Origin of the sequence: Colwellia sp. Bg11-28, from assembly GCF_002836245.1 — a bacterium.
Lineage (GTDB): Bacteria > Pseudomonadota > Gammaproteobacteria > Enterobacterales > Alteromonadaceae > Colwellia > Colwellia psychrerythraea_A.
The window spans coordinates 138,110-162,002 of the sequence record NZ_PJBA01000004.1; the positions used below are offsets into that span (position 1 = coordinate 138,110).

Sequence of the window (23,893 nt, forward strand, 5' to 3'; positions counted from 1 at the left end):
ATAACTTTTATCCGTGAGATCTCTAATACAGTGAAGTATTCAGACTCCGTTCAGTTAGATTTTTGTATTATAGGGTTAAACTTGGTTTATTTGCGGCAAGCATTCTTTTACACTGAGTGCTCTATAGGTTTTATCTGCATTAGGTATTGAGATGATGTTACGAGTTCTTTTATTCACGCTATTCATAAGTTTAATTGCTTTAAGTACAACTGCTGTGGCGGCAGATACGCAAGCTAATGCGCAAAAGAAACAAAAAGCTATTAGCTCACAGCAGGCGGCAAAACTCGTTAAAAAACGCTACGGCGGTACTGTTTTGAATGTAAAAAAACAAAAAAATAATACGGCTTATAAAGTAAAGATTGTAAAACCCAATGGGCAAGTAGTATCGAAAAAGGTCAATGCCAAAACGGGTAAGATTGAAAAAAATTAACGAGCAATCACTCGAAAGGAAAAAGCAATGCGTTTACTTTTAGTTGAAGATGATCAAGCGTTACAACAAGAGCTTCAACAACAATTACTTTTACAAAACTATTCGGTAGATGTCGCTTCTGACGGAGAGATTGCCTTATTTCAAGGGCTTGAATATGACTATGATATTGCCGTTATAGATTTAGGTTTACCAAAGATTGATGGTACTACGGTAGTTAAAGCACTCAGAGAAAAAGGCCGTAATTTTCCTATTCTAATTCTTACTGCTCGCGATCGTTGGCAAGATAAAGTTTCTGGTCTAGATGCTGGCGCAGATGATTATTTAACTAAACCATTTCATGTGGAAGAGCTCACTTCACGCTTAAATGCGTTGATCAGACGTAGTGCGGGCAAAGCCAGTACTATGATTAATAATGGTCCCTATAGTTTGGATATCTCTACATCTCAAGTACTGGTAGAACAGGTAAGCGTTAGTTTAAGTGCTCATGAATTTAAAGTGTTTAAGTATTTAATGTTACATGTAGGTGAGGTGATTTCTAAAACCACCTTAACTGAACATATTTATGATCAAGACTTCGATTTAGACTCTAATGTCATTGAAGTATTTATCAGACGTTTACGTAAAAAGCTTGACCCAGACAGTAAATATAACTTCATTGAAACGAAGCGTGGCCAAGGCTATCGTTTACTTAAATTCACTTAGCTTAACTTCCCAGATTAGGTTTATCTTTGCTTACATTTATCAAACCATTTTTTAATGTTTTCCTAAACTCCCTTAAATTACGTTTAATGGTGAGCTTACTGGCGATGGTGGTAATTATATTGCCAACCATAGCGTTTATCATCATGAACTCATTTGAAAAACATATGGTGCGTAGTATAGAAAATGAATTAAGTGCCTATAGCTATTCTATTTTGGCTGTTGCAGAAGTTGAACAAGCTAACTTAGTGATGCCTGAAGCTTTAATTGAAAACCAATTTAATGTCAGCGACTCAGGTTTATATGCTTTTATTTCAGGGCCAGTTAAGTATGAGAGTAAGGTAACATCAGATGTAAAACTAGAAAATGCTATTTTATGGAGTTCTCAATCCTTACTTACTATTAAAATACCTGATGAGCAATTATCAGGGGAGATAGCGACACTGGCAACGGGAGATAAAACATTTTCGAGTTTTGAGATTAATGGCTTCCCCCACTTTATTTATAGCTATGCAGTCAGCTTTACCGAAGGGAGCGATAACTTTCCAATTACCGTACATATTATTAGAGACAAACAAGTATTCTCACAACTTATTCGTGATTTCAAACAGCAACTTTGGTTTGGTTTAGCGATTTTAATGGTCATTATTTTATTGCTGCAACTTGTATGGTTGATGTGGACGTTAAAACCTTTATCTACCTTAGAGCAGGAAGTTAAAGCGGTTGAACAGGGCAGAGCTGAAAAGCTCACCAGTTTATATCCCAAAGAATTATCTCAACTCACCACTCAATTAAATCAATTATTAGCCACAGAGCAAAAGCAAAGGCAACGTTATCGAAATGCTTTATCAGATCTCGCTCATAGCTTGAAAACCCCACTAGCGGTAATGCAAGCTCAAAGGGGAATTTCTGCCGTTAATCAAGAGCAAATAAATCGTATTAATTCCACCATTGATCACCAGCTAAAACGTGCGCAGAGTGCGGGGCATTCGTCTTGGCTGTTAGGGATTGAGGTGAAACCAGTTGTCGATAAATTGTTAAATACCTTAGCAAAAATTTATCAGGGCGATCATAAAGAATTAACACTTAATTTCACTGGTAACATCACCTTCAAAGGTGATGAAGCTGATTTACTGGAGCTGTTGGGGAATTTACTTGATAACGCTTATAAAGCGGCGAAAAGCACTATTATACTGACAATTAGCCAACAAGATGATGCTTTAATCATGTGTATAGAAGATGATGGCGTTGGTATTAAAGAACAGCAAATTACGCAAATACTAGAACGTGGCGTTCGTGCTGATACATACGAAGTAGGACATGGTGTCGGTTTGGCGATAGTGCGAGACTTGGTAGCAAGTTATCAAGGTCAATTGCATATTGGTAACTCTACAGAATTAGGTGGCGCGCAATTTACTTTGAGCTTCACTAATAAAACGTAAATAAAAAGTAAATACACAGTCAATGTGAAGTAGTTGTTAAGTCACTTTTGCAAGGTTAGCGTAAACATTTTCTTTTTTTCAATCTAATTATTAAACTCTCGAAAAAAAGTTGCCATTATTTTAGCACAACTCCTTTTCACCATTAACTTAGCTAATGTTTGTCATTTCGTTGAGAGTGAAAGATTCAACCACACCTTGCGTTGCTTCCATGTACTCTTTCAAATGATCGTTGGCCATATGTGCTTCCCATAACTCACGAGTTTCCCAGTTTTCATAAAATATAAACTGAGCGGGATTATCATTATCTTGGTGAAGATCATAATTAATACAGCCTAGCTCACTGCGGGTCATGGTAATAAGTTTAAAAAGCTCGGCTTTCACTAAGTCAATTTGATCAGGTTGGGCTTTGATATTGGCGACAATGGTTAATTGGGTCATGTTCATTCCTCTAAGTAAATTATATTTTGCTGTGTCTTTGCATCATCCATGACACATTTTTGGCATAATTTTGTATTTGAATTTATGGCTCTAAAAACCTTGTAACACTATTTTTCCGATAGATTTTCCTGACTCCAACTCCTCATGGGCAAGCTTTAAATTATCGGCATTAATTAAACCTAACTCTTTGCCTACTGTTGTTTGAATATATCCAAGGTCAATTAAATCGGACACGTGATTTAATAAATGACTTTGTTCTTCAATATCGACGGCATTAAACATTGAGCGTGCAAACATAAACTCGATATGTAATGACAAGCTTTTAAATTTCAATTTCATTACGTCTAAAGGTTTTTGAGGATCATCAATCATGGCAATTTTGCCAAAAGGAGCGAGCAACTCAATATAAGTATCGAAATAACTCTCTGTGCCATTAAGGCTAGCAACATGTGTAACTTGGCCTATATTAAGGGCGTCAATTTGTGGCTTCAGTGGTTTGGTATGATCGACAACATGGTGAGCCCCGAGTTTTTCTACCCACGCTTTTGAGCTTTCTCGTGATGCAGTCGCAATAATGGTTGCACCGGTAATCGCTTTGGCAAGCTGTACTAAAATTGAGCCAACACCACCCGCAGCACCAACAACTAAAATAACATCGTTAGATTTTTCAGATGAATCGGGCATTATCTTAGGCAATGCAAGGTGTTCAAATAACATTTCATAAGCGGTAATTGTTGTTAATGGCAGGGCTGCTGCTTCAACATCAGCTAAGCTTTTAGGTTTATGGCCAACAATGCGTTCGTCAACTAATTGGTATTCTGCATTACTTCCTTGACGAGTTAAATCGCCGGCATAATATACTTTGTCACCTAACTGAAATTTTGTCGCATTTTCACCCATAGCGACTATTTCACCAACAGCATCCCAACCGATTACTTTATATTCATCCGTTTCTGAAGGTTTGTTTTGTCTGATTTTATAATCGACAGGATTAACAGCAATAGCGCTTATTTTTACTAAAATATCTCGGCCAGTGGCTATTGGCTGTGGTATTTCTATATCGACTAAAGAGTCAATATCACTAATGGGTAACGATTTTTTATAACCAATGGCTTTCATGTGTATTCTCCGGTTGTTTAATTTAGGCTGCTAATTTAAGTGCTGCTAACGGTGATAATAATAGAACTTGATTTAGTAAAGATAAACAGCATAATAATTGAATCATTATCAAAAAATATTTGACAATATGTTATTAGAAGACCTACAAGTCATCCTTAAAGTCGCCGAATTTAAAAATATCACCAAAGCCGCTGCAAGTATTGATATGCGAACCGCAACAGCAAGTGCAGCTATAAAAAGGGTTGAAGCTGCATTAGGTGTTGATTTATTTATCCGAACAACACGGCAGTTGAAAATCTCTAGTGCAGGGGAAAGGTACATTCCTCAATGTCAGCAAGCATTGTTAATGCTTGAGCAAGCTAAACAAAATATGCGCGACGATTTAGAAATTGTCGATGGTGAACTTCGTATTGCAATATCTTCGGACTTAGGCCGTAACTTGGTTGCACCTTGGCTTGATGAATTGATACAAAACCATCCTAAGGTTGGTTTAAAATTGAATATTAGCGATAGTAATATTGATTTTTACCGAGACTCCGTTGATGTTGCAATACGCTACGGTTCACCAACTGATTCCAACCTCTATGGTTTTAAAATATGTAATGTGCCAGGCATACTTTGTGCTACACCACAGTACCTTAAAGATAACGGTACGCCACAACATCCGCATAATTTAAGCGCACATAACGGACTTTTTTATCAACTCCATGATGTAGTTCACGATGTCTGGAAGTTCGAGCATAAAGGCAATGTGATTAAAATAAAAATGAAGGGAAATCGAGCATCGAATGATGGTGATTTAGTGAGGCGATGGTGTGTAGCAGGGAAAGGCATTGCGGTGAAATCATGCCTTGATATGTCTAAAGATTTACTTGCGGGTAACGTAGTAAGTGTTATGACTGATTATCAACCGAGAAAAACTGAATTATGGCTGGTATGCCCAAGTAGGCAGTCGATTACTCCTGCAGTACGTTTATTAAGAGATATGCTAAAAGAAAAATGCGCCATTATTCAAAATAAGTTAGTGGAACAAGGGATACTCAATAAGAATCAGCTTGAATAGGAGAAACCGCTATTATCATAATGCTTTAAGTGCGCTTTAAGTATGTTCAGCCTTTGTTCAGCTAAACAGTCGTATGCTAACCATAAGATTAGTTATGAACAAAGGTGAGCTTATGTACTTTCACTCAACAGTATTAAAACATCTTGTGATAATAGGGGGACTCCTATTATCCACCACACTATTTACCACTACTGCTTTCTCAGCCTCATTAGACGCAGAAGAAGAGCAAGTATTTGTGTTATCTGAAGCAGAGCTTGCGCAAACGCTAGCGCCCATCGCCTTGTATCCAGATACTTTACTTACCCATATTTTAATTGCATCTACCTACCCAATTGAGGTCATTGAAGCTGAGCGATGGCTTAACAAACACTCAAAATTAACGGCTGCACAAATAGAGAGAAAAGCGGAGAAAAAAGATTGGGATGCCAGCATCAAAGCACTGTTAGCTTTTCCACGAGTGATAACTAAATTAAGTGAAGATCTTACTTGGATGCAAGAGCTCGGTAACGCTTTTTTACAAGATGAAGCCAGAGTGCTTGCCAGTATTCAATCGTTGAGACAACAGGCGGACCAAGCGGGTAATTTGGCCAATATGGATAATGTGAAGGTGATAAAAGAGCAGAGAGTTATTATCATTGAACCGGCGCAACCAGAGGTTATTTACGTACCATATTATGATACTCGCGTAGTTTATGGTCGTTGGCATTGGACACATTATCCACCTGTTTATTGGCGTAACCCTAATTATTATGCCGCTCATTATGGACATTTTTATTGGGGACATGGCGTACACATCAGTAGTCATTTTTATTTTAGTGCTTTTCATTGGCACAACCGCCATGTGGTTGTTAAGCACTATAACCGTCCTGGTTATCATTCCAGAAAAAAAATTGTATCAAGTCATAGTGCAAAACGTTGGAATCATCAGCCAAAACATAGACGCGGGGTTGCTTACAGTAACGGCAGATTAAAGCAGAAATATTATGGGTCTCGACCAAGTGTTCGTAGTACAAACACTTATAAAAGTACTATTCATACAAATAGTGCCCATAAAGGAAACGGTCATAAAAATCGTGTTTATAAAAGTAATAGCCATAAAAATAAGGCAATTAACCATAATAAAGTAGTTAGAAGCGCAAATGTGAACAACTCAAAAGTCCGCAATAGCAATGCGCGTAACAGTAAGGCAATTAATAGTAATTATAAACGCAGTAATGCCTACAACAATAACCAAGGAAAACATTATAAAAAAACGGTAGTGGCAAATAATAGTCATAAGGTAAAACAGCATAACCCGAATAAATACCAAGCAAAGTATCAGGGAAATGCTCAAATGAATAATCGACAAAGTAATAAACAAGTAAAACATAAACAAGTGAAGCAAACAGCTCAGAATACGCAAGTTCACAGAGCGTCAGTTAAAAAGCAGGCTGTTTATAATCGACCTGTGACTAGATCAGCACCGAAGCAAACAGTAAGGCAGTCACCAAGACACTCGGCAACACCGACTAGGCATCATCAAACTAAGAAAAGAATAAATTAGTGCTTTGTTAGTGACGAGGGGAATTAAGGCAATTAATAAGAGGATCATTAGCTGCGATCCCCTTATGACTTGCTTAACTGATCGAGTTTGTTTTTTGCGTTAACCATTGAATAAATATACTTAAATGCGCTATTTTGCCAAGAATTACATCAGCTTAAACATGTCGTCAAATTTCAAAAAATCAATCAATCGGAATATAAACCTTAGTGTCATATTTTATCCGGTTCATTGAAATTAAGGTTCTGAAGTTACGCATATTTGGGTGCCGGTATAATATTTCTTCACAGAACACCTCATAGCTCGGCATATCTGGTACTACGACCACTAACACAAAATCTACTTCACCCGTTACCTTGTAACATTCATGTACCTGCTCACAATTTTTTATGGCTTTGCTAAAGGTCTCATTTAAATCTAACCTATCTTGATGCATCACAATTTCAACAATCATATGAAGGCAACTACCAAACTTAGTTTGATCCAACAGTGCAACTCTTTTGTTAATGACACCTTGATCTTCTAGCCGTTTCACTCGCTTTAAACAAGCGGGGGCAGATAGGTTAACTATTTCTGCAAGCTTTACATTGCTCACTGACGCGTCACTTTGTAATTGACGGAGAATTGCTTTATCTAGTCTATCAAGAAACATAATTAATATAATTACGATAAAAAGAAACTTATATTAACTTTACTGATGATTAATTGGAATTATTTCTTAGTTGAGCCGTTATTATATTACTCATAAAACTAAGCAGTAGAGCAGTACTTATGTTTGTTAAAACTATGAAAAGTGTATTTCAAGAAGTTAGCCAAGTTTACCTGACGTTATTAAAAGTAATGGTGCCAGCGATTATAGTAGTGAAAATTTTAGACTTACTAGGTGGAACTCAATGGTTAGCTGAAATACTAGCGCCCGTTATGAAACTTGTAGGACTGCCAGAGCAGTTAGGACTCGTTTGGGCAACCGCTATTTTAACCAATATATTTACAGCGATGGTCGTGTTTGTTGATACTACAGCTCAACTCGAACTATCTGTGGCGCAGGTATCGGTGATTGGACTTTTAATTTTAATTTCTCACTCCGTTCTCATTGAAGGTGCTGTTGCTAAAATGGTTGGCGTTAGCTGGCGACTTACAATAAGCTTGAAAATAGGTGGGGGATTACTATTGGCTGCGCTGGTGAACTGGCTCTATACAGCGATGGATTATCAACAACAAGCTGCCGTATTGCTATGGCAGCACGAGATAAAAGAGCAAACGTTAATTCAATGGGGCTTAGATCAATTACAAATGTTGATTAGCATCTTCTTTATTATCTCTGCACTAATTATATTATTGAGAATTCTGAAAAAAATTGGCGTGGAAAGCTTGTTGCAAAAGCTACTATCGCCAATATTCAAATTACTGAGCATTACCAAGGATGCCAGTAACATTACTATAACAGGCATTACATTAGGTTTGAGTTACGGAGCTGGCTTACTTATTTCTGAAATAAAAAAGGGTCATATTGGTAAAAAAGACGTATTGCTCTCTATTAGTTTTTTAAGCCTGGCTCACAGTTTGATTGAAGATACTTTATTGATTTTATTGCTAGGTGCAGATGTTATAGCAATATTGTGGCTGAGGATTATCTTTGCAATAGTGATAGTGGCTCTACTTGCTAAATACATTGCAATTAAAGAATCTATTCAGTTAAAAGCACTGACAAAACCTCAGTAGAGGGGCATTCAAACATTATGCTTAGGTGTTATTTATTGAGAGGCGTCTTTAGCTAACGTGAGTATAACCATGAAAAAACTTCTCACATTAGCTATCGCTCAATGACAGCCATTACATTCTAAGTTTACATCACTAAAAGTTACCTTAATACATCTTGATAAAGCTGCTCTGCGAGCTGCTCTAATATTTCAGGTGTAGGGTGAGTTTGAGCAAAAGTTCTTAAACCGTATATCCCCATCAAAAAATATCTCGCTAAGTGCTCACAATCTTTGTGCGCGCTGATGCCTTTTTCTTCTTTAGCTTGTTCAAACTTTTCAGTAAAGGCTTGTTGCAACATAGATAAGTTATTACTAATTATCTGCTGTATTTCAATATCCTGCTCTGCGGTTTCATTCAAAGCTTTGGTCATTAAACAGGCTTGAGTATTATCACAACTGATACACTCAGTGACGACATTATCGAGATATAATTTTAAATTATCGGTTGTTTTTTGTGATGCAGAAAAAAATTTCTCAAATTCAGTAGATCTATCTAACCGGTATTGTTCAAGCGCTTCTAATAATAAACCCCGTTTATTTTCAAAGGCACAATAAATAGAACCTGGATGAAGACCTGTCGCTTTTTTAAGGTCTTGCATGCTGGTATTTGCATAACCTTTATTCATAAAAGCATTCATTGCAGATCTCAATACTTTTTCTCTATCAAACTCAGCATTACGCATTTATTTAGCACCTTAGTCACATTATATTTTTCGATTATACCCTTATTTGAACAATCATTCAAAAATAATACTTGAACGAACATTCAAGAAGGAGTATCTTGAACGAACATTCAAAAAGGAATATCACCATGACAGCAAATTTACTTAAGCCTTATGCTTTAAACAACACTATTAATTTAAGCAATCGTATATTAATGGCCCCTTTAACACGCTGCATGGCAGATGATAATTTAGTGCCGACACAGTTAATGGCCGAATATTATGCTCGAAGAGCTGAAGCGGGCTTAATCATTTCTGAAGCGGTAATTATTCGCCCTGATGGCCAAGGGTTTCCCAATACCCCTGGCTTATTTTCTCCAGCACAAATTGAAGGCTGGAAAATAGTTACTGCTGCAGTACATAAAAATGGCGGGAAAATTTTTGCTCAACTTTGGCATACTGGCCGTGTAGCTCACCCATATTTCTACGGAAATGGAGACGCCGATGCATCCGTATTAGCTCCTTCAGCTATTGGCGTTGAAGGTACTGTGCCTAGAATGAGAGAGTTAACTTATAAAATACCAAAAGCGGTTACTGTTGAAGAAATTAAAACTTTAGTTGCTGATTATGGTCAAGCCGCTGAGAATGCAATCAAAGCAGGTTTTGATGGTGTTGAAATTCATGGCGCTAATGGTTATCTTATTGATCAATTTTTACATCATGATAGTAATCGTCGTAATGATGAATATGGTGGTAGTAGTGAGAATATGGTGCGATTTCCATTAGAAGTGATTGATGAAATAATCAGTAAGATTGGTGCTGACAGAACGGGATTAAGAGTTTCACCCGGTGCCTACTTTAACATGACTGGCGATAGTAAAGACCGCGCAGTATTTGATCTTTTATTGCCCGAGTTAGAGCAACGAAATTTAGCATTCCTTCATATCGGTATATTCGACGATAGCATGGAATTTGATTACTTAGGTGGTCGGGCATCAAGTTATGTTAGAGAAAATTACAGCAAAACGTTAGTGGGTGTCGGTAGTTATAGTGCTGAAGCGGCAAGTAGTGCAATAAATGATGATAAGTTTGATCTTATTGCTATTGGTAGACCTTTTATCGCTAACCCTGATTATGTCGCTAAAATACGGAATAATGAGCCTTTAACAAGTTATTCAGATGAAATGTTAACAAGCTTAATTTAACCATAGGAATCTCTTCCTTATAACAACAAAACTCTTTGGCGGTCAGAGAGTTTTGTTATCTTTTATTTTTAAAACCAAATTAAGTTATTCACTTTCGCAAGGCTATTGGTGCATTGCAACTCCTATTACAATGGCAGTTACTGTCTCTAACTCGACTGGCAGCGTGATCTCCTAAAAGATATTTTAGTACAGTTGATAACCATGCAAAGAGGATTTTTATTTTAAATAGTTGTAGTCTAAAAGTATGGACTAAGTTTCGCTGAACCTTTATTCCCAAAGGGGCGTTTCAAGTTAATGTGAGTATAACCATGAAAACACTGTTAATTATAGCGCATGCACCTTCTGAAAATACGAAGCTAATGGCTGAAGCGGTTTTGAAAGGAGCGCAGCACCCAGATATTGAACAAGTCCAAACACGTTGGGTACGACCATTAGAAGCTACCCCTGAAGATGTATTAAGCTGTGATGGAATAATCATGGGGACCACTGAAAATCTCGGTTATATGAGTGGTGCTTTGAAGGACTTTTTTGATCGCTGCTATTACCCTTGTTTGGAAGTAAAACAGGGATTGCCTTGTGCGTTATATGTGCGCGCAGGAAATGATGGCACTGGTACTTGTCGTGCCGTTGAAACAATCTGTACTGGCTTACGTTGGAACTGGATTCAACCACCTTTAGTGTGTCGAGGAGATTGGCAAACTTTGTTTATTGAGCAATGCGAAGAACTTGGTATGACAATGGCTGCCGGCCTTGATGTCGGTATTTATTAACTGGCCTTACATTCTACCGACGATAGGCGAAAATCTTAACTATTCGTTAAATATTAGTAGTTATTTAGCTAAATTATAGATATTGTTGACCAAATGGATAACTTGCTAACCTAGTAATAGAATACCGAGTATTCTCACGTTATATTTTACCTATTATCAAATAATGAATATAATTACCTTTGAAGAACGTAATTAAGGTGGCTAAATAAGTGCTTATAGAAAATGCGGTAGATTTTATTGAAAATGCAAATATTGGCATCCACACAGTTTCACCAGAAGGCATAATTAAATATGCTAACGAACATGAATTAACTGTATTAGGCTACACTGAAGACGAATATGTAGGTCATCATGTGTCTGAGTTTCAATTCGACAAGTCATGTTTAGAGCAAATGATGATTAAGCTGGCTAAATTTGAATCCTTTTCAAACTTCCCTGCAATGGTATGCGGTAAGCTCAAAATGAAATATATACTTTATAACTCAAGTGTCTATGCAGAAGATGGCGAGTTTGTGCACACTCGGTGTTTTGGTAACGAAATATCAGAAAGCGTATATCAAGCTTGTAAAGTTGACTATAAAAAATCACTGACCAATAGGGTTGATTAGTCCGTTATTCTGCTTAAATCCGTTGTCTGCAATTAATAATGTTTTTTACAAAAAAAGGAGACAAAAGTCTCCTTTAGCACATTAAAAAGTTAATAAACGCAGTGAAAATTAATTTTTAGAATACATATTTAGTCGATAACTGAACATAATCAGAGTCAGCATCTTGCTCTGCCATTTCAAAATTACCCAGCTCTAAACCAAAAGACAACTCTTTGGTATAATTCTTAAAAATATTCACACCCCAATGGCTTCTATCTCGGTCAGATAAGTCAGTGGTGATATTTCCGTAAAAAACTGAGCTGCGAATATCATCGGTCCAAAAGTGACGATACGCAACCATGATAGCGGTCGACTCTTCTACTTCTTCACCCACTAAATCAGTGGCTGCTGCTACGCCGACATAACGACCAACATTACCGGCATGAAGTTGAAAGCGAAAGTCATCTTTGCCAATGGTTTTTAAGCGTCCCGCTATGCCGTAACCAAAGGCTGATTCACTATCGCCTTCAGTTGTTTGTAATTGCCTCGCTAAGCCGGAAACAGAAATATTACCCCAGTCACCTTTGAAGGTATATTTAGCGATAAAATCAGGCACTTTATCATCACCACTCTGACCACCAAAACTTTCAGGATTCTCTAGAGCAATTTGTAAACCACCGATCGTATAACGTACTTGTCCTTGTCTGATAAAAGCAGAAGCAACCAATGGACCACCAAAATCTGCGGCTTCAGCCAAAGAGCTAGTATTTTGAAAGGTAGTCCAAGTTTGGCCAACTAAAATATTCTTATATTTAATAAATGCATGGCGTAATCTAGGATTGGATGAATTAGAAATAATCTCATTACCACCACCAGAAACAGCATCACCATAAAAATCCATCTCAATAAAGCCAGTGACATCACCATGAACATATTTAGTGTTGAAACGGGTTTCATTAACCGCTATACCAAAATTAGATTTGCTTTCAGATAATACAGTACCACTACCATACCAGTAATTTGTGGCGGCAATATTACCGTCTACATAACGAACATCGGCTTTTATATAACCTCCAAACGTAATGGTATCGTTATCTGAAATTTTATATTCATAACCTGCATTTGCTGCACCAGACATTGCCAGTATACAAGCAGATAATATAATATTTTTCTTATTTAACATGTTATTTCCTCTATTAAATTATGACCATAGGTATTAATTTTATTTTTAGGTCAGGTTTTATTGTTGTTATTCCATTAACAGATGACCATAACTAGTACTGCATAAATCCCCTAGTAATGGTCAAGCTTTCCCTATATTTTTGACACAAGTGATTGTGTTAAAAAAAGATCAACTGTTCTGGAAACAGTAGTACCAATAACAGCACGGTAATTTGAATTAAAATAAAGGGAATAACACCTTTATAAATTGTGGTAGTTTTGAAACTTTTAGGGGCAACACCTTTGAGGTAAAACAGACTAAAGCCGAAGGGGGGAGTTAAAAATGAAGTTTGTAGATTCATTGAGATAAGCACAGCAAACCAAACTAAATCAATATTAAAAGCAATTGCGACTGGCGTTAGAATAGGTACAACTAAAAATGCAATTTCAATAAAATCGATAAAGAAACCTAGAACCAATATGGCAACCATGGCAATTATCAAAAAAGTCCACTTATCGCCGGGTAAGTCTAAGAAAAACTCTTCAATTAAATACTCACTGCCTGAATAGCTAAACACCATAGAAAATGCTGTTGCGCCTATTAGCACGGCAAAAATCATTGAAGTAACTTTGACTGTTTCAAGGGATATTTCATTGATATTTTTAAATGAAAAAGAACCATAAAACTTAGCTAAAACCATAGCGCCAACAGCGCCTATTGAAGCGGATTCAGTTGGTGTTGCAATACCTGAAAAGATAGAACCCAGTACTGATAAAATAAGAATGAGGGGCGGAACAATATCTTTTGCTGCTTGTACCAATAAGTCTCTTTTGTTTTCAGTCACTACCATTGCAGGACAGTATTCTGGTTTGAATTTTCCCAAAATCAAAATATAAACTGTGTATCCAAGAATCAGTAAAAATCCAGGAACAACAGCCGCTTTAAATAAATCACCTACCGGCACGCCCATAACATCACCGAGTATAATTAAAATGATGGATGGTGGAATAATTTGCCCTAAAGTTCCTGAAGCACAAATAACCCCTGCGGCTGTAGGTTGGTGATAATTATTTTTTAACATCACCGGCAAAGAAATGACGCCCATTGCCACTACACTCGCACCGACAACACCCGTTGATGCGGCTAATAAAGCGCCAACAATAATGGTTGAAATAGCAAGGCCACCAGGAATAGTGCCGAAAAGTTTTGCTGATGATTCAAGTAAGCGTTCAGCTAAGCCCGTTTTTTGTAAAACTATGCCCATAAATACAAACATTGGAATGGCCATTAAAATGGTATTTTCCATGATGCTCATAATGCGATAGGGCATAAATGCAAATAAATCGATCCCTAAGGTTAATACGCCAACAATTACTGAAATACCAGCAAAGGTGAAAGCGACCGAATAACCGAAAAACAAAAAAACTAGGGCAATAGCAAAAAGAATTAAACCTATCATGATGGTTCTCCTTGTTTGCTTTGAGAGGAGGTATTTAGTCGTAAAATATTTTTAAGTGTTACGTATAAAATACATAAAAGTAGAAAAACAGATGAAAATGGAATAATGGAGCGAACTATCCAACGATAAGGTAAACCGCCTGGATCTGGGCTTCCTTCACCCATGTGAAATGCTTCAAGGGCATAGTCCGAGCCATAATATAAAACAAGCACTGTAATGGGTAAGGCAAAGAAAATAGCGCCCAGTATATTAATGATAGCTTGCGAATTTTCAGACATTTTATCGTAAAAGACATCGACTCTAACATGACCATCTTCTTTTAAAGTGTATCCAATACCAAACATAAACATGGCTGCAAAAAGATGCCATTCAAGCTCTTGCATACCGATGCTAACATCATTAAAGAAATAGCGAGAAACAACATCATAGAAAACATTGAGTACCATGAGGATCATTATTATACTGCAGAGACTACCTACGGCATCAATAATGTTTTTAAGTAATTTAAGGACGAACTGCATATATTAAACCTTTATTCAAAGGAGGTGAGAGGTCATGCGTATGATTGAAAATCATAGGAAAAATACGTTGTTAGACTTTGAAGAAGGGGCTATCCATGCCCCTAGAATCATTAATTCGACTTGGAATCGAAGTTGTCTAAATAAGCGCGGTCTGAAAAGTTAGTCCAAGGGCGGATTTGATCTTGATAATCGTAAATCGAGTGCAGAATCTTTTTAGTCAGTGGATCTTTATTGGCAAACTCACTTAACAACTGAGCATTGGCTGCTTGAATTTCAGTCATCACAGCTTTAGGGAATGAACGAATTTTAACGTTAGGATAATCTTCCTGTAATTTAGCTAAATTTACGCCACTTTCATGCATCGATTGAGCGTACATGTCATATGCTGCAGCTTTCATTGCTACGGTTAAAATATTCTGTAAATCTTCAGGTAACGATTTAAACGCTTTTTCATTTACCATAAACTGCAACTCAGTAGCAGGCTCATGCCAACCTGTGTAGTAAAAAGGTGCAATTTTGTGAAAACCCATACGTAAATCAAGTGATGGTCCGACCCACTCCAATGCATCAATGGTATTGCGTTCAAGTGCTGTATATAATTCACCAGAAGGGATGTTGGTAGGTTTAGCGCCTAATTTAGCTAATACTTCACCCGCAAAACCTGGGATGCGCATTTTCAAACCTTTCAAGTCTTCAACAGTATTGATTTCTTTTCTGAACCAACCACCCATTTGATTACCCGTATTACCACCAGGAAATGACATAATTCCGTATTTATCATAAACCTCTTTCATTAGTTCCATACCGCCACCATAGTAGAACCATGCGTATTGTTCTGGTGCTGTCATACCAAAAGGCATGGTGGTGAAAAACATAGTATTGAAGTCTTTGCCTTTCCAATAGTAGGAAGCAGAATGCCCCATTTGGTATTGGCCTTGTTTAACAAAATCAAATATCCCTAATGCAGATTTATGTTTATTCGATGAATCAATTTGAATAATCAAGCGGCCGTTAGACATTTTTTTAACCATTGCAGCCATGTTTTTAGTGGCGTCACCAAATATTGGGAAATTAGGGCCCCATGTTTCGGCTAATCGCCAACGATATTTTTTGTCGTCATCTGCATTAGCAAATGTTGAAAAACTTATTGCGGTAATTAATGCTATTTTTAAAATTATTGTTTTCATTTTACATCCCCATCCTAGTAATAAGTCGTTAGACTTGTTTGTGATTATTTTGATAGTTAGAAGAATGACAGGGTTGTGCATGACAAAATATTCGTACGAATACCTAACTTGACTAGGTAGTTATACCTAGGTACAACTGGTTATAGCTATCAAGGCTAAAACTTGAAATGATAGGTAAAAAATGACGATGATAAAGACTAAGAAACGTATGATATTACCCATCAAGCTACTTTTTATTGCCGTTATTCAAGTATTGTTAACCGCACTTATCACTTACATTTTGGTGACTAATGAATACCGAGAATTATCCAATCAAAGCTTAGATACGCTAGAACACTTTCTTGTTGAACAAAAAAAACAAGAGCTTAAAAACTATACTGCCTTGGCGGTATTGGCTGTTGATCATTTATACCAGTCGTCTGAACCTGATAATTATGTCGCCAAAAAGTTGGTAACCAACATATTAGATAAAATGACATTCAATGGTGAAGATGGTTATTTCTTTGTTTATGATGATAAGGGTAATGCTATATCACACCCGAAACAGCCTTTTAGAATTGGGAAAAACTGGTGGGAGTTGGAGGACGGTAAAGGTAATAAAATTATTCAAATTCTTATAAGTAACGCCAAAGCGGGCGGTGACTTTTATCATTACCCTTGGACCAAACCATCAAATAAAAAAATATCTGAAAAGATAGGTTACTCTGTCTATTTGGAAAAATGGAAATGGATGATAGGTACCGGTGTTTACCTTGATAATGTCAATTTACAATTAAGCCAATTACAATTCGAAATAGACGAGCACATTAATAAAACCAAGAATATTATTTTGATTCTCGCTCTTTCTTCTATCTTTGTTATTTTCTTGTTTGGCGTGACAGTAAATTTACGTCAGAAAAAACAAACGGATGAAAAAATTACTGAGCTAGGACAACGCATTGTTAATGTTCAAGAAGATGAGAGCAGACACATTGCTCGTGAGCTACATGATGGAATAATTCAAATTTTGGTGTCAATAAAGTTTTCACTAGAAGCGACTAAGATGCACCTTTCAAAAGCGGTACAAGACGTGCCAAAACCGCTTCAGCATGCAGAGGATAATTTAGTTATTGCTATTGATGAAATTCGTCGGATTTCTCACCATATGCACCCACAAATATTAGATGAACTAGGTTTATCTGCTGCGATTGATACCTTATCGGCTGACTTTTCTGATAGAACTGGCGTAAGTATCGAGGTATTTAAACCTCTAGCAAGAAATTTGTTGCCCGACTTTATTAATACTACCCTCTATCGAATCGTACAAGAGTCATTAATCAATATTGAAAAACATGCAAAAGCAGAGCATGTTGAAATTAGCTTAAGCTTTGACAAAAACTGGTTAACATTAATCATTGCTGATGATGGTAAAGGCTTTGATATTAATTCAGTGAGTGAAATAAATGATTGTGGCATTGGTCTGAGAAACTTAGCAGAACGCGTTGAATACCATTTGGGCGAATTTAGCGTTGTTTCATCATCAAAAGGCACAACCATTACGGCGAAAATTCCGAAATGTAGTTTTGAAAATTACTTTAATCAAACGAGAGTAAAAAACAATGACAATAACGGTGATATTGAGTTCGGCCAATGAGTAACTTAAAAGAACTTCCAGTATCGGTACAAATTGTTGACGATCACCCTATGGTGCAAGGTGGTTTGAAAGCGTGTTTATCTTTCTACGATGACATCATTATTGTTGGCTCAACGGATGATGGTAGTGATGCACTTAACAAAGCAATTGAATTGAAACCTGACGTGATCCTAATGGATATCAGCATGCCTACCATGAATGGTATTGATGCCACCGAGATTATCACCGAGCAATTGCCCGAAACAAAAGTATTGATTTTGAGTATGCACAGCAATCCCGAATTTGTTAAAAGTGCAATTCAGGCTGGTGCTGTGGGATATTTATTAAAGGATACAACTTCTGAAGAGATTTATTACGCCATCAAAGCGGTCGCCAATGGTAAAACTCATTTTAGTAGCTCTATCGCAAAATTATTAATAGATAATCCTGTTAATACCAATGAAAGTGAAAAATTGACCACTAGAGAACAAGTGGTTTTATCCTATCTAGCTAAAGGTAAAACGAGTAAAGAAATAGCTAAAATTCTCAATATAAGTTTTAGAACGGTAGAAGCACATAGAAGAAACATGAAAACCAAGTTAGGCATTCACTCCTTAGCAAAACTAATTAGTTATGCCGTTAAACACGGCATAATTAAAAATTAAAAACTATAACTGAACACTAATCATTTTTGAGTGGTACTAGTAATACCGGAGTCGTTGTTCTATTCACTACTTTATCTGCGACAGAACCGATAAACAGATTATTTAATACGCTATGTGCGTGACTGCCCATTACAATAAGATCAACATTGTTATCTTCTGCGAAACTAACAATGGTCGCGGCAGGAGAACCTTCAATAATATCTGCTACAGGTTTACCACCAGGGAATTCTTCACCGTCTAATTCTTCTAAGCAAAACTTATCAATGCGATTCTTAACTTTCTCATGCAACTCATCAATGGAGCGCTGGTATATATCTTCTATAGTCCCTTCAGGTAGATACGAGTTAACCAGTGACGCGGTATTAGTATTCAACGGCTCTATTACATAGAGAAAATGAATTTTTGCATTATTGCTTTTGGCAAGACTTACCGCCATACGAAAGGCAGGTCTTGTATGTTTACCAAGATCAGTTGCATATAATATTGTATTGATTTCTGTCATGACATTTCCCTTTATCTATTTTGAAGTAGTTAAATAAGCATACAAAACAATTGAAAGTTTTGTTTGATGTAAATCAAGCATAACCCCTGATAATTATGACGATTAAGGAAAATCATTATTTATTAAAACTAAGTAATGTCGTTGGTTAATTGCGAAATAAAGCATCTAAGCAAAATATGAATATGACTTTTACTCTAGTTCATTAAATTTCGCACTAAGGCGCTAAAGCTTAATTTTTTTAGGAAAATTCTTTAGAAAGTTTTCTAGTATCTATCTGATGCATGTTTTTAATCATTGGACGGTTAGTGAGCTTAGCTGACATTAACCTAAAACTATTAGTCTTACATTTTCTAATACTTTTCTGTCATGTTACTGAGAAGGCTCAGTAACACACCTCAACCAGTTAATTAAGTATGTTAATTCCATGAAAATATAAGAATTAACATTGTTTTTAGAACCGCGTATTACTGAGAAGTCTCAGTAATACGCTAGGTTTGACAAAGCGTTATAAGTTTCTGGTGTCTAATGTTTTGAAATCATGAGATATTAATGCGAATTAAATGAATTTTATGGGTCGGACATTACTGAGAAGTCTCCATAATATACTGTTATATTTATCTCGAGGTTAGTGCTTAATAATGGATAATGAGTCTAATAATAAAATGAGTTATAAGCAGTCCGCATTTCTATGGTGGTCTGTGTTTTGGAGAAGCATTTTAATTGGAGTATTTCCATTAATTTTCATAAATCTGTTACTTGTTAAAGGATTTGGTATTACAGATTCATATGCAACTTTGTTAATTAATTTACTCTGGATTCCAGTCACTATTGGTATTCAATGCAGGGTGATTAATAGCAACAAATTTAATACATTTAGCATTAGTGTTTCTAATAAAATAGATAGCTAAAAATAAATATAACAAGCTAATAAATAAGGACAAAAAACAGTTGGCTGTTTTCGTTCCTCAACATTATAGCCAACAATTTTTTGCCCATTATTAGGGCGTTACGGCCATATTAATCAGTAAACATCAATGAACACCAATGAACGTTATATGTCGTTAAGTTATTGGTATTTATGCGTTTAAATTATAGGTGTTGGTTTGTTGTTGTTCTTGTTTGTTCATTGTAGCATAATGATGATGCTACAAATGAGCTACAAGGATGACTTATCGATGCCAATAAAAAATAAAATAACAGTAACCAATATTAAAAACTTATCACCAGAAGATAAGCGTTTAAATGACACTGAGATCTCTGGTTTTCACGCCCGTATAACACCCACAGGTTTGATCACTTATTATTTGTTTTACCGCCTCAATGGGAAACAAGTGAATTATCGATTAGGTATCGATGGTCAAATGACACCAGCACAAGCCAGAGACTTAGCAAAAAATAAAATTGCCGAAGTGACTCAAGGTGTCGATGTCCAAGCTGTCAGAAAGCATGACAGAACCAAAACCAAATATTCTAAATTTTCAACACTCCAGTTTTTCTTAGAAGAAAAATATGCGCCTTGGTTAAAATCACGTAATCCCAAAACAGCCGAAAAAACCATAAAAGCGTTCGAATCTTCATTTCCTACCCTAATGGACTTTCAATTGTCTGATATTAACGCGTGGGAGATCGAGAAATGGCGAAACAAACGATTAACTGACGGAGTTAAGCCTGCAACAACGAATAGGCAAATAAATACCATTAAGGGCTGTTTGAGTCGTGCTGTTGAATGGGGAGCTATTGATAGTCATGATTTGAATAAGGTAAAAACCTTAACCGTAGATAATTCTAAAGTTCGCTATTTATCCAAAGATGAAGAAACAAGATTACGAGATAATCTACAAACCTGTGACACTGATTTTTTAGAAGTGATAGTGATACTTGCCTTAAATACAGGTATGCGAAAAGGTGAGTTGTTATCACTTGAATGGAATCATGTTAATTTTGATAACAAGATACTGACCGTTGACTTTCAAAATGCTAAATCAGGTAATACCCGCCATTTACCGTTAAATTCACAAGCTTTTAATATCCTTAAGCAATGGCAACAAGAAACGGACGGAATAGGTTTTGTCTTCAAAGATAAAAACCATGCTCAGTTAAAAGACTTTCCTTACGTGTGGGGAGCTTTATTAGATGAGGCACAAATTACGAATTTTCGTTTTCACGATTTACGTCACCATTTTGCCAGTAAGCTAGTGATGGCAAGTGTTGATTTAAATACAGTTCGTGAGTTGTTAGGTCACAGTGATTTAAAAATGACGCTAAGATATGCACACTTAGCGCCAGAGCATAAAGCTGCGGCTGTTAATTTAATAGGTTAGTTAAAGATTCATCTTAAACGGAATGATTTATGCTGCATACAACTTAGTTTTTCTATTATTTTTAATTTCTTAAAAATTAACAACGTTGAATTTTTAAAATTTTGAACTAAAGTCATATTAGGTAGATTTAAACTTACCTCCCTTCATCAACAATTGTTGTTACTTTCTTATTAAATTGAGAAAGGATAAATATTATGGAAGATAACATATGATTGATAAATCAAACCAAACAACGAAAGAAGGTAGTACTCACCCCGATACCGTAGAATCCCCCCCAAAAAAGTGGTGGCAATGGTTTTTACTATATCCAACTATTTTAGTTGCGTTAGTAGGCGCTGTACCCACGTATATGGAGTTATGGAATTCAAAACAAAAGAGCGTTGATTTTGGTGACTCTAAAAAAGCAGAAGTTAATCTTGAAATGTGGAAAAAAAATTTAGTATGCACTGCTCGGCCTATGGATCCATATATTACAAGTTCCTATGTAGAAGTTGATGCAAATATATGTGAATCTGGCGATGTTTTTATTAGGATAAGGACTCCTAAAAATAGAGTAAGATTTGAATGGGTTGCAGTTGAAAAAATAGTCGATTCTCAAGAGACAATCGTAACTATGCTTAATTTCAATATATTAAATAAAGCAATAGCAAGTGATATTGAATCATATGAAACACTTGAATTCAATTCTCCAAGAATTTTATGTCAAAAGTGGATCAATCAAAATTTAATATTGAGGAGGGTCGAGTATCCAGGGAAACGTTGTTTTGATGAGACTATTAATGCTTATAACGGAACCATAGTTAACTCCGTTGCAGCCCCATGTCATTGTTAAAGGTAAAGGCACGTACTTTGAAAGAAATCAGATTGCTTTCTATTTCGATCTTCTTTTTGTTTAATAATAATTCTATTGCTTTGGAAATACCAAATAAGGTGAAGTCTAACGGTCTAGTCTATATTGCAGCTACAGAAACAGAGGGGGAGAGTCAAAAAAAGCAAGGTAAAAAAGCGACAAAACCTAAAGGTAGCATTAAATCGAAGGAATCTAAAAAAATCACAGGTAAAAAAGCAACTAAACCTAAAAAAACCACGGGTAAAAAAGTAACTAAATCTAAAAAAAAGGAGGGGTTTTGAATTTATGGGCTCCAATAGCATTTTTCCATTTGTTGATACTTTTGTTTAATCACTCCTCTTGAATATATAAGTACTTATTTAGTAATATCATTATCTGTAACTTAAAGTTTAAAATGAATTTTATCTTTCACTAAAATATTATCCGTTAAAACCTATGCTTAAGTTTTATGAATTTATAAAATGGTAAATTATATGATTGAAAAGGATTACTACCGTTTATCTGAATTACAAAGTAAATTCGGTTTTAGTGAGTACGATTATATTTACTTATGTGAACAGCATAACAATCCTATTCATTTCTTTGTTTTCAGTAAATACTTTGTTATTACAGAAGCCGATTTTACTGAAATTAGAGTTGTAGGTGTTGTTAACTACAAAGGTGTTATTACCTTAAAGCCTCATGATAGAAGACGTCTATTACAACAAGGCTCTATAAGTATTACTGAGTGTGACTTACTCAATAAGTCTAGCATCACTATGTACGAAACGCCCTCTGGAATCCTCATAGATAACTGCTTTGATAGCCGTTATGTTCTCAAGTCTCTGGATGTTAATGCTATTCCAAACCATTCTATTAACGGTCGTGTTATTGACGAAAAAAACCGTGAAATGATGCATACCGAAAGTGACTTACTGACAACAACGTTATCCTTTGAACTTAACGATATGGTCGTAACGCCTAAAGATATTGACTGGGCTAAGAGTCATTTATTTCCAACAGATGAAATGCCTAAGAAGGAAGAAGATTCTGGTGAAAGAGAAAATGTATTTCATCTTTACCTGAAAGGACTTATTAAAGCTCACCCCAGAAAAGGAGCTTCTGCACTTTGGAATCATATTCTTCAACAGCACAGTGAAGAGAATGACTTAATCGACCCCTATTTTTTATTACGTGAAATGTCGACCGATAAAATAATTTGGGGGCAAGAGAACGATAATGACCGAACAATGACAAAAGGTACTTTTAAAAATTTAGTAAGCAGGTTTCAAAAAAATAAATAATTTTAGTCATGGCTAACGTCATATGACAAAAATGACGAATAAATTTCTACCTCGAAGCACATTAATCAATCGAGGTAGACAACAATGTCCCACAATATCCAACCCAGAGTTTTATCTGAAATAGAAACAGCCGAATATATCGGTATGAGTCGTTCTTTCCTGCGCCAATCACGTATGGAAGGAAATCGCGAAAATAGAACACCTGCGCCACCTTTTATCAAAATTGGGCGTGCCGTTCGCTACTTAAAAGATGATTTAGACAATTGGTTAAATAGCTTTTGCCGCTTAGAGCATTTAGGTCAAATCTCTTTAGGAGGTGAACATGCCTAAGTTAACTAAAGAGCAAATGCGACTTTTAATCTGGCTATCTTATAGCGCAACATACTTTGAAATTTGTCGTCAAGTTGGTTATTCCTACAGACAGGTAAATGGCCTTAAAAGTTACGTTAATAAAGACGGTGTACCTTACAAATTTGATATGCGTACCCTGAACAAACTCGTTAACGAAAACCTTGTCCAGAGCGAGATTATTTATCCTTATGGTGTAAAACATGAACACTATTTTTTGACTCAAGCAGGTCAGGTTTATGTGTCTATGTTAGCTATTTCTAAATAA

At 36.1% G+C, this 23,893-nt stretch carries 26 protein-coding genes; 17 read left to right on the forward strand and 9 right to left on the reverse strand.

Features of this window, described 5'->3' with window-relative positions; translation table 11 throughout:
- The first annotated feature begins 151 nt into the window (after nt 1-151).
- From CXF79_RS04390 to CXF79_RS04400, 3 genes are all read left to right on the forward strand, one after another.
- On the forward strand, nt 152-430 hold the full coding sequence (locus CXF79_RS04390) for a PepSY domain-containing protein (RefSeq protein WP_101154113.1): 279 nt from the start codon (nt 152-154) through the stop codon (nt 428-430).
- A 27-nt stretch (nt 431-457) separates the two neighbouring features.
- A complete protein-coding gene (locus tag CXF79_RS04395; protein ID WP_101154114.1) occupies nt 458-1,132 on the forward strand; it encodes a response regulator transcription factor in 675 nt (224 codons plus the stop codon).
- An 86-nt stretch (nt 1,133-1,218) separates the two neighbouring features.
- Entirely contained in the window at nt 1,219-2,571 is a 1,353-nt protein-coding gene (locus CXF79_RS04400; protein WP_198560038.1) for an ATP-binding protein, read from the forward strand.
- A 147-nt stretch (nt 2,572-2,718) separates the two neighbouring features.
- Here CXF79_RS04400 and CXF79_RS04405 read toward each other — a convergent pair whose 3' ends face one another.
- Together CXF79_RS04405 and CXF79_RS04410 are read right to left on the reverse strand one after the other, a co-directional pair.
- Nucleotides 2,719-3,009, reverse strand: coding sequence for a putative quinol monooxygenase (locus tag CXF79_RS04405; RefSeq protein ID WP_101154116.1), 291 nt, complete (start codon nt 3,007-3,009; stop codon nt 2,719-2,721).
- A gap of 90 nt (nt 3,010-3,099) precedes the next feature.
- The gene (locus CXF79_RS04410) at nt 3,100-4,128 is read right to left on the reverse strand and encodes a zinc-binding alcohol dehydrogenase family protein (RefSeq protein ID WP_101154117.1); all 1,029 of its coding nucleotides are present in this window, start codon (nt 4,126-4,128) and stop codon (nt 3,100-3,102) included.
- A 127-nt stretch (nt 4,129-4,255) separates the two neighbouring features.
- Here CXF79_RS04410 and CXF79_RS04415 point away from each other — a divergent pair, with 127 nt between their 5' ends.
- Both CXF79_RS04415 and CXF79_RS04420 read left to right on the forward strand, forming a co-directional pair.
- Nucleotides 4,256-5,191 (forward strand): LysR family transcriptional regulator, encoded by a 936-nt coding sequence (locus CXF79_RS04415; RefSeq protein WP_011042229.1) that lies wholly within the window; start codon nt 4,256-4,258, stop codon nt 5,189-5,191.
- 112 nt (nt 5,192-5,303) lie between these two features.
- On the forward strand, nt 5,304-6,734 hold the full coding sequence (locus CXF79_RS04420; RefSeq protein WP_101154260.1) for a DUF3300 domain-containing protein: 1,431 nt from the start codon (nt 5,304-5,306) through the stop codon (nt 6,732-6,734).
- A gap of 181 nt (nt 6,735-6,915) precedes the next feature.
- On the opposite strand, the gene CXF79_RS04425 is transcribed toward CXF79_RS04420, so the two are convergent.
- On the reverse strand, nt 6,916-7,383 hold the full coding sequence (locus CXF79_RS04425) for an Lrp/AsnC family transcriptional regulator (RefSeq protein ID WP_101154118.1): 468 nt from the start codon (nt 7,381-7,383) through the stop codon (nt 6,916-6,918).
- Between the two features lie 119 nt (nt 7,384-7,502).
- Here CXF79_RS04425 and CXF79_RS04430 point away from each other — a divergent pair, with 119 nt between their 5' ends.
- Nucleotides 7,503-8,453, forward strand: a complete 951-nt coding sequence (locus CXF79_RS04430) for a nucleoside recognition domain-containing protein (protein ID WP_101154119.1) — start codon at nt 7,503-7,505, stop codon at nt 8,451-8,453.
- A gap of 139 nt (nt 8,454-8,592) precedes the next feature.
- Here CXF79_RS04430 and CXF79_RS04435 read toward each other — a convergent pair whose 3' ends face one another.
- Nucleotides 8,593-9,174, reverse strand: a complete 582-nt coding sequence (locus tag CXF79_RS04435) for a TetR/AcrR family transcriptional regulator (protein WP_101154120.1) — start codon at nt 9,172-9,174, stop codon at nt 8,593-8,595.
- A 128-nt stretch (nt 9,175-9,302) separates the two neighbouring features.
- Here CXF79_RS04435 and CXF79_RS04440 point away from each other — a divergent pair, with 128 nt between their 5' ends.
- The 3 genes from CXF79_RS04440 (at nt 9,303) to CXF79_RS04450 (ending at nt 11,736) form a co-directional block, all read left to right on the forward strand.
- Nucleotides 9,303-10,358 carry an alkene reductase gene (locus CXF79_RS04440; protein WP_101154121.1) on the forward strand — a complete coding sequence of 352 codons (1,056 nt, stop codon included), beginning with the start codon at nt 9,303-9,305 and terminating at the stop codon, nt 10,356-10,358.
- Nucleotides 10,359-10,666: 308 nt separating this feature from the next.
- Nucleotides 10,667-11,128 (forward strand): flavodoxin family protein, encoded by a 462-nt coding sequence (locus CXF79_RS04445; RefSeq protein WP_011042235.1) that lies wholly within the window; start codon nt 10,667-10,669, stop codon nt 11,126-11,128.
- Between the two features lie 209 nt (nt 11,129-11,337).
- Nucleotides 11,338-11,736, forward strand: a complete 399-nt coding sequence (locus tag CXF79_RS04450; protein WP_101154122.1) for a PAS domain-containing protein — start codon at nt 11,338-11,340, stop codon at nt 11,734-11,736.
- Between the two features lie 115 nt (nt 11,737-11,851).
- Here CXF79_RS04450 and CXF79_RS04455 read toward each other — a convergent pair whose 3' ends face one another.
- The 4 genes from CXF79_RS04455 to CXF79_RS04470 all read right to left on the reverse strand — a co-directional run bounded on the left by CXF79_RS04455 (nt 11,852) and on the right by CXF79_RS04470 (nt 16,044).
- A complete protein-coding gene (locus CXF79_RS04455; protein WP_101154123.1) occupies nt 11,852-12,898 on the reverse strand; it encodes a DcaP family trimeric outer membrane transporter in 1,047 nt (348 codons plus the stop codon).
- A gap of 157 nt (nt 12,899-13,055) precedes the next feature.
- Complete coding sequence (locus tag CXF79_RS04460; RefSeq protein ID WP_101154124.1) at nt 13,056-14,336, reverse strand: TRAP transporter large permease; 1,281 nt, start codon at nt 14,334-14,336, stop codon at nt 13,056-13,058.
- Nucleotides 14,333-14,857: a TRAP transporter small permease subunit gene (locus CXF79_RS04465; protein WP_198560035.1), complete on the reverse strand. Its 525-nt coding sequence runs from the start codon at nt 14,855-14,857 to the stop codon at nt 14,333-14,335. The genes CXF79_RS04460 and CXF79_RS04465 overlap by 4 nt, the downstream gene beginning before the upstream one ends.
- 110 nt (nt 14,858-14,967) lie before the next feature.
- The gene (locus tag CXF79_RS04470; protein WP_101154125.1) at nt 14,968-16,044 is read right to left on the reverse strand and encodes a TRAP transporter substrate-binding protein; all 1,077 of its coding nucleotides are present in this window, start codon (nt 16,042-16,044) and stop codon (nt 14,968-14,970) included.
- Nucleotides 16,045-16,225: 181 nt separating this feature from the next.
- Here CXF79_RS04470 and CXF79_RS04475 point away from each other — a divergent pair, with 181 nt between their 5' ends.
- Both CXF79_RS04475 and CXF79_RS04480 read left to right on the forward strand, forming a co-directional pair.
- The gene (locus CXF79_RS04475; RefSeq protein WP_232769076.1) at nt 16,226-17,677 is read left to right on the forward strand and encodes a cache domain-containing protein; all 1,452 of its coding nucleotides are present in this window, start codon (nt 16,226-16,228) and stop codon (nt 17,675-17,677) included.
- Nucleotides 17,674-18,321, forward strand: coding sequence for a response regulator transcription factor (locus CXF79_RS04480; RefSeq protein ID WP_011042243.1), 648 nt, complete (start codon nt 17,674-17,676; stop codon nt 18,319-18,321). Before CXF79_RS04475 ends, CXF79_RS04480 begins: the two co-directional genes overlap by 4 nt.
- Nucleotides 18,322-18,337: 16 nt before the next feature.
- Here CXF79_RS04480 and CXF79_RS04485 read toward each other — a convergent pair whose 3' ends face one another.
- Nucleotides 18,338-18,823: a universal stress protein gene (locus CXF79_RS04485; RefSeq protein WP_101154127.1), complete on the reverse strand. Its 486-nt coding sequence runs from the start codon at nt 18,821-18,823 to the stop codon at nt 18,338-18,340.
- 1,175 nt (nt 18,824-19,998) lie between these two features.
- Here CXF79_RS04485 and CXF79_RS04495 point away from each other — a divergent pair.
- The 6 genes from CXF79_RS04495 (at nt 19,999) to CXF79_RS04520 (ending at nt 23,893) form a co-directional block, all read left to right on the forward strand.
- Nucleotides 19,999-21,144 (forward strand): site-specific integrase, encoded by a 1,146-nt coding sequence (locus tag CXF79_RS04495; protein WP_101154129.1) that lies wholly within the window; start codon nt 19,999-20,001, stop codon nt 21,142-21,144.
- A gap of 208 nt (nt 21,145-21,352) precedes the next feature.
- Nucleotides 21,353-21,976, forward strand: coding sequence for a hypothetical protein (locus CXF79_RS04500; protein ID WP_101154130.1), 624 nt, complete (start codon nt 21,353-21,355; stop codon nt 21,974-21,976).
- A gap of 17 nt (nt 21,977-21,993) precedes the next feature.
- Complete coding sequence (locus CXF79_RS04505) at nt 21,994-22,275, forward strand: hypothetical protein (protein WP_157825842.1); 282 nt, start codon at nt 21,994-21,996, stop codon at nt 22,273-22,275.
- A 192-nt stretch (nt 22,276-22,467) separates the two neighbouring features.
- Nucleotides 22,468-23,277, forward strand: a complete 810-nt coding sequence (locus tag CXF79_RS04510; RefSeq protein ID WP_101154132.1) for a hypothetical protein — start codon at nt 22,468-22,470, stop codon at nt 23,275-23,277.
- Between the two features lie 84 nt (nt 23,278-23,361).
- Complete coding sequence (locus tag CXF79_RS04515; RefSeq protein WP_101154133.1) at nt 23,362-23,607, forward strand: helix-turn-helix transcriptional regulator; 246 nt, start codon at nt 23,362-23,364, stop codon at nt 23,605-23,607.
- Entirely contained in the window at nt 23,600-23,893 is a 294-nt protein-coding gene (locus tag CXF79_RS04520; protein ID WP_101154134.1) for a hypothetical protein, read from the forward strand. Before CXF79_RS04515 ends, CXF79_RS04520 begins: the two co-directional genes overlap by 8 nt.

Bases quoted from the DNA above. Each gene is read 5' to 3' on its own strand.
- CXF79_RS04500 (WP_101154130.1), top strand. From the start codon at position 21,353: ATGATTGATAAATCAAACCAAACAACGAAAGAAGGTAGTACTCACCCC.
- CXF79_RS04480 (WP_011042243.1), top strand. From the start codon at position 17,674: ATGAGTAACTTAAAAGAACTTCCAGTATCGGTACAAATTGTTGACGAT.
- CXF79_RS04495 (WP_101154129.1), top strand. From the start codon at position 19,999: ATGCCAATAAAAAATAAAATAACAGTAACCAATATTAAAAACTTATCA.
- CXF79_RS04445 (WP_011042235.1), top strand. From the start codon at position 10,667: ATGAAAACACTGTTAATTATAGCGCATGCACCTTCTGAAAATACGAAG.
- CXF79_RS04515 (WP_101154133.1), top strand. From the start codon at position 23,362: ATGTCCCACAATATCCAACCCAGAGTTTTATCTGAAATAGAAACAGCC.
- CXF79_RS04460 (WP_101154124.1), bottom strand. From the start codon at position 14,336: ATGATAGGTTTAATTCTTTTTGCTATTGCCCTAGTTTTTTTGTTTTTC.
- CXF79_RS04395 (WP_101154114.1), top strand. From the start codon at position 458: ATGCGTTTACTTTTAGTTGAAGATGATCAAGCGTTACAACAAGAGCTT.
- CXF79_RS04430 (WP_101154119.1), top strand. From the start codon at position 7,503: ATGTTTGTTAAAACTATGAAAAGTGTATTTCAAGAAGTTAGCCAAGTT.
- CXF79_RS04410 (WP_101154117.1), bottom strand. From the start codon at position 4,128: ATGAAAGCCATTGGTTATAAAAAATCGTTACCCATTAGTGATATTGAC.
- CXF79_RS04400 (WP_198560038.1), top strand. From the start codon at position 1,219: ATGGTGAGCTTACTGGCGATGGTGGTAATTATATTGCCAACCATAGCG.
- CXF79_RS04485 (WP_101154127.1), bottom strand. From the start codon at position 18,823: ATGACAGAAATCAATACAATATTATATGCAACTGATCTTGGTAAACAT.
- CXF79_RS04475 (WP_232769076.1), top strand. From the start codon at position 16,226: ATGACGATGATAAAGACTAAGAAACGTATGATATTACCCATCAAGCTA.
- CXF79_RS04420 (WP_101154260.1), top strand. From the start codon at position 5,304: ATGTACTTTCACTCAACAGTATTAAAACATCTTGTGATAATAGGGGGA.
- CXF79_RS04435 (WP_101154120.1), bottom strand. From the start codon at position 9,174: ATGCGTAATGCTGAGTTTGATAGAGAAAAAGTATTGAGATCTGCAATG.
- CXF79_RS04425 (WP_101154118.1), bottom strand. From the start codon at position 7,383: ATGTTTCTTGATAGACTAGATAAAGCAATTCTCCGTCAATTACAAAGT.
- CXF79_RS04510 (WP_101154132.1), top strand. From the start codon at position 22,468: ATGATTGAAAAGGATTACTACCGTTTATCTGAATTACAAAGTAAATTC.
- CXF79_RS04465 (WP_198560035.1), bottom strand. From the start codon at position 14,857: ATGCAGTTCGTCCTTAAATTACTTAAAAACATTATTGATGCCGTAGGT.
- CXF79_RS04455 (WP_101154123.1), bottom strand. From the start codon at position 12,898: ATGTTAAATAAGAAAAATATTATATTATCTGCTTGTATACTGGCAATG.
- CXF79_RS04470 (WP_101154125.1), bottom strand. From the start codon at position 16,044: ATGAAAACAATAATTTTAAAAATAGCATTAATTACCGCAATAAGTTTT.
- CXF79_RS04390 (WP_101154113.1), top strand. From the start codon at position 152: ATGATGTTACGAGTTCTTTTATTCACGCTATTCATAAGTTTAATTGCT.
- CXF79_RS04440 (WP_101154121.1), top strand. From the start codon at position 9,303: ATGACAGCAAATTTACTTAAGCCTTATGCTTTAAACAACACTATTAAT.
- CXF79_RS04520 (WP_101154134.1), top strand. From the start codon at position 23,600: ATGCCTAAGTTAACTAAAGAGCAAATGCGACTTTTAATCTGGCTATCT.
- CXF79_RS04415 (WP_011042229.1), top strand. From the start codon at position 4,256: ATGTTATTAGAAGACCTACAAGTCATCCTTAAAGTCGCCGAATTTAAA.
- CXF79_RS04405 (WP_101154116.1), bottom strand. From the start codon at position 3,009: ATGACCCAATTAACCATTGTCGCCAATATCAAAGCCCAACCTGATCAA.